Raw genomic sequence first — 3,981 nt, forward strand, 5'->3', positions numbered from 1 at the left:
TGAACAAATGTAGTAAACAATTTTCTCGTAGTGTTAACTTTTGTTATTATAAACATAACCTATTTAAATTTAGGATAGAGAAAAGAGGTTTATAAATGAAGCGTTATCAAAAAATAATTGGTCTTATGGTTGTATTTTGTCTCTTTGTACTTGCTGGATGTAGTGAATCAGGTTCAAAGCTTCGTAAACCATTAAATTGGGATTTAGAAACCTTCCAATTTACAAATCAAGATGGAAAGAAATTTGGTACAAAAGATTTAAAAGGGAAAGTTTGGGTTGCAGATTTTATGTTCACAAATTGTCAGACAGTTTGTCCACCAATGACTGCAAATATGGCCAAGCTTCAAAAGATGGCAAAAGAAGAGAAATTAGACGTTCAGTTTGTTTCATTTAGTGTAGATCCAGACCTTGATAAGCCAGAAAATCTGAAAGCTTTTATTCAAAAGTTTACAGAGGATACTAGTAACTGGAATTTATTAACGGGGTATTCGTTAGAAGATATTACAAAGTTTTCAAAAGATAATTTCCAATCACTTGTTGATAAGCCGGAGAACGGTCAGGTCATGCATGGGACATCATTTTATTTAATTGATCAAAACGGAAAAGTAATGAAAAAGTATAGTGGCATTAGTAATACGCCATACGAAGACATTATACGTGATATGAAGCGATTAGTGGGTTAAAAATAAGGGTGCATAGCACCCTTATTTTTTTTGTATTAGTCTATCGATAAAATGTCATGTTGCTGGGGAAGTTTCGGTGCACGAATTTCTAATACGCCGTTTTGATAAGAAGCTTTTGCCGCTTTTTTATTAATTGAATACGGCAATTTAATCAATCTTGATGCTTCTGAAATGGAACGTTCTCGGCGATAATAGTTATGGGATGTTTGTTCTTCTTCCTCTTCAAGTATCTCTTCTTTTACAGAGACTTTTAAGTATTCACTTTGTATTTCAATTTGGATTTGTTCTTTTTGTATACCTGGTAGTTCAGCTGTAACAACGAGTTCTTCACCAACTTCATATAAATCTACAGGGAATGTTAATAAACGGTTTCCTTTTTGGAAAAAATGATTTAAATCAGCGATTACATTGCGAAGAGGTGTTTGCTCGAAGAAATCATCAATTTGCTTTAAGTAATTACGAACCGGTGGGCGAGAAGAATCTTTTTTTTCTTCACTCATGGTATTCCCTCCTAGAAATCAATTTGCAATATCATATGACAAAAGCGGAGAAAGGTGAGTGCCTAGTTTTCATGTTTTCATAAAAAATTGTTAAAAATGTGAAATGGAGTGATTTTTTTATAGTTTTTGGTCGCCATATTCAGTTGATTATGCTAGTATAAATAGGGTTGATATAGTAGTATAGAGACAGAATGAAAACTGAAAGAGGGTAAGAAGTATGTGTGGTTTTGTAGGATGTTTATGTGAAAACCCTAGAGAGTTTTCAGAAACAGAAAAACATCAATTTGAAAATATGAACACGATGATTTTCCACCGTGGTCCAGATGACGAAGGATATTTTCGTGATGAACATGTACAATTTGGCTTCCGCCGTTTAAGCATCATTGACTTAGAGGCAGGACATCAGCCGCTAACTTATGAAAATGATCGATATGTAATTATTTTTAATGGTGAAATTTACAACTATGTAGAATTACGTGAAATGTTACTTGAAAAAGGTGCAACGTTTGCAACGCAATCTGATACAGAAGTTATCATTGCATTGTATGCACATATGAAAGAAAAATGTGTAGACTACCTTCGTGGTATGTTTGCATTTATGATTTGGGATCGTGAGGAAAAGAAACTTTTCGGTGCACGTGACCACTTCGGTATTAAACCTTTATACATTGCACAACAAGGTGATACTACATTCTTCGCATCTGAGAAGAAAAGTATTATGCATGTGATGGAAGATAAAGGCGTTAATCCAACGTCACTACAACATTACTTTACGTACCAATATGGTCCAGAGCCAGAAACGTTAACAATTGATGTTAATAAAATCGAGCCTGGTCATTATTTCGTAAAAGAAATCGGTAAAGAGATGGAAATCCATCGCTACTGGAAACCTTATTTCAACGCTTCAAGTGCAACGAAAGAGGAGCATATCCAAGCAATTCGTGATGTGTTATATGATTCAGTAAAAGTGCATATGCGTAGTGATGTACCAGTAGGTTCATTCTTATCTGGTGGTATCGATTCATCTATCATCGCTTCTATCGCAAGAGAAATGAATCCAAATCTTTTAACATTCTCTGTTGGTTTTGAGCAACGTGGTTTCAGTGAAGTTGATGTTGCGAAAGAAACTGCTGAGAAATTAGGCGTTAAAAACCATAACGTATTCATTTCAGCGAAAGAATTTATGGATGAGTTCCCAAAAATCATTTGGCATATGGATGATCCTTTAGCTGATCCAGCAGCTGTACCATTGTACTTCGTTGCGAAAGAAGCACGTAAACATGTAACAGTTGTTCTTTCTGGTGAAGGCGCAGACGAGCTATTTGGTGGTTATAACATTTACCGTGAGCCAAACTCACTAAAAATGTTCTCTTACATTCCTAGCCCAGGTAAGAGCGTTCTAAAAGCATTAAGTGGTGCTCTTAAAGAAGGATTTAAAGGTAAGAGCTTCCTAGAGCGTGGATGTACACCAATTGAAGAGCGTTACTATGGAAATGCTAAAATCTTCCGTGAAGAAGAAAAAGCTGAATTAATGAAGTATTACAATGAAAGTGTTAACTATATGGATATCACGAAACCATTGTATAACGAGATTAAAGATTATGATGATGTAAGTAAAATGCAGTACATTGACATGTTCACATGGCTACGCGGTGACATTTTATTAAAAGCTGATAAAATGACAATGGCAAACTCATTAGAACTTCGTGTACCGTTCTTAGATAAAGAAGTATTCGATGTTGCATCTAAAATTCCAACTGAATTTAAGATTGCTAACGGAACTACGAAAGCTATTTTACGTGAAGCAGCACGCGGAATCGTTCCAGATCACGTATTAGATCGTAAAAAACTTGGATTCCCAGTACCAATTCGTCACTGGTTAAAAGACGAAATGCATGATTGGGCTATAAATATTATAAACGAAAGTAAGACAGAGCATTTAATCGACAAACAGTATGTATTAAACTTACTGGAAGCACATTGTGCAGATAAAGGCGATTATAGCCGTAAAATTTGGACTGTACTTGCGTTTATGGTATGGCACCAAATTTATGTTGAGCATAAATACGATACGAATAAGTTCCATGAAGAAACAAAACGTGCGTATAGCTTAGTTTAATTAGAAAAACCTTAAGATCGCATACGGTCTTAAGGTTTTTTTCATAAATAGGAAGTATTATTGATACAATAATAGTAAAAGGATGGACAACATATGATTACGTTTGAGAAAGTTACTGTAGAAAATGAAAGCGTTGTTAAAGAAATGTTTAAATCGCATAGTTTAGGTGAGAAAAAGGTACAGTACTGTGTGAAAGTTGATGATACATATATTGGTGTAATAGATTATAGTGTACAAGAGGAACGGGCTGTTTTATCACAGCTAATTATTCATTTTGATTACCAAGGTTACGGTTATGGTACAAATACGTATTTTACATTTGAAGAAATGATGAAACAAAGAAATGTGAAAGAAATAACAGTGCTACAAGAGAAATTAACAGAAAAGGCGAAGTCTTTCATAGAGAGTTTTGGTTTTGCTTCAGAAGATGAAGAGTATGTAAAGAAAATATAACGATGATTATTTATGCGATACAATAAATATAAGGCAGGTGAATGTATGACGATGACTTCTGGTCTTGTATTAATTGGAGGGTGCTTTATAGTAGCAGAATTATGTCATATAATCATTCGGAAAAGAATGAGTAAGAAAAAAAAGCCGTATGAATTACAATACATCCCTGTCTTTTTCATTATGTTTTGTATGCTTAGTACATTACAAAATTTAATGAACTTTCCAC

General features: G+C 34.3%; 4 protein-coding genes and 1 pseudogene. 4 read left to right on the forward strand and 1 reads right to left on the reverse strand.

Annotated features, from left to right (window positions below; genetic code table 11):
- The first annotated feature begins 95 nt into the window (after nt 1-95).
- The gene (locus ACQGS6_RS24135) at nt 96-683 is read left to right on the forward strand and encodes an SCO family protein (protein ID WP_000833331.1); all 588 of its coding nucleotides are present in this window, start codon (nt 96-98) and stop codon (nt 681-683) included.
- Nucleotides 684-718: 35 nt separating this feature from the next.
- Here the strand turns inward: ACQGS6_RS24135 and ACQGS6_RS24140 are convergent, their stop codons facing one another.
- Nucleotides 719-1,183: an Hsp20/alpha crystallin family protein gene (locus ACQGS6_RS24140; RefSeq protein ID WP_001288085.1), complete on the reverse strand. Its 465-nt coding sequence runs from the start codon at nt 1,181-1,183 to the stop codon at nt 719-721.
- 217 nt (nt 1,184-1,400) lie between these two features.
- On the opposite strand from ACQGS6_RS24140, the gene asnB reads away from it, so the two are divergent.
- The 3 genes and pseudogenes from asnB to ACQGS6_RS24155 form a co-directional block, all read left to right on the forward strand.
- Nucleotides 1,401-3,302 carry an asparagine synthase (glutamine-hydrolyzing) gene (asnB, locus tag ACQGS6_RS24145; RefSeq protein WP_000333816.1) on the forward strand — a complete coding sequence of 634 codons (1,902 nt, stop codon included), beginning with the start codon at nt 1,401-1,403 and terminating at the stop codon, nt 3,300-3,302.
- A gap of 93 nt (nt 3,303-3,395) precedes the next feature.
- The gene (locus ACQGS6_RS24150) at nt 3,396-3,755 is read left to right on the forward strand and encodes a GNAT family N-acetyltransferase (protein ID WP_000627525.1); all 360 of its coding nucleotides are present in this window, start codon (nt 3,396-3,398) and stop codon (nt 3,753-3,755) included.
- A gap of 12 nt (nt 3,756-3,767) precedes the next feature.
- Nucleotides 3,768-3,981, forward strand: a pseudogene (locus ACQGS6_RS24155) (hypothetical protein); the annotation flags it as partial.

The sequence above is a fragment of the Bacillus sp. GMs2/2 genome (assembly GCF_050172095.1).
Lineage (GTDB): Bacteria > Bacillota > Bacilli > Bacillales > Bacillaceae_G > Bacillus_A > Bacillus_A cereus.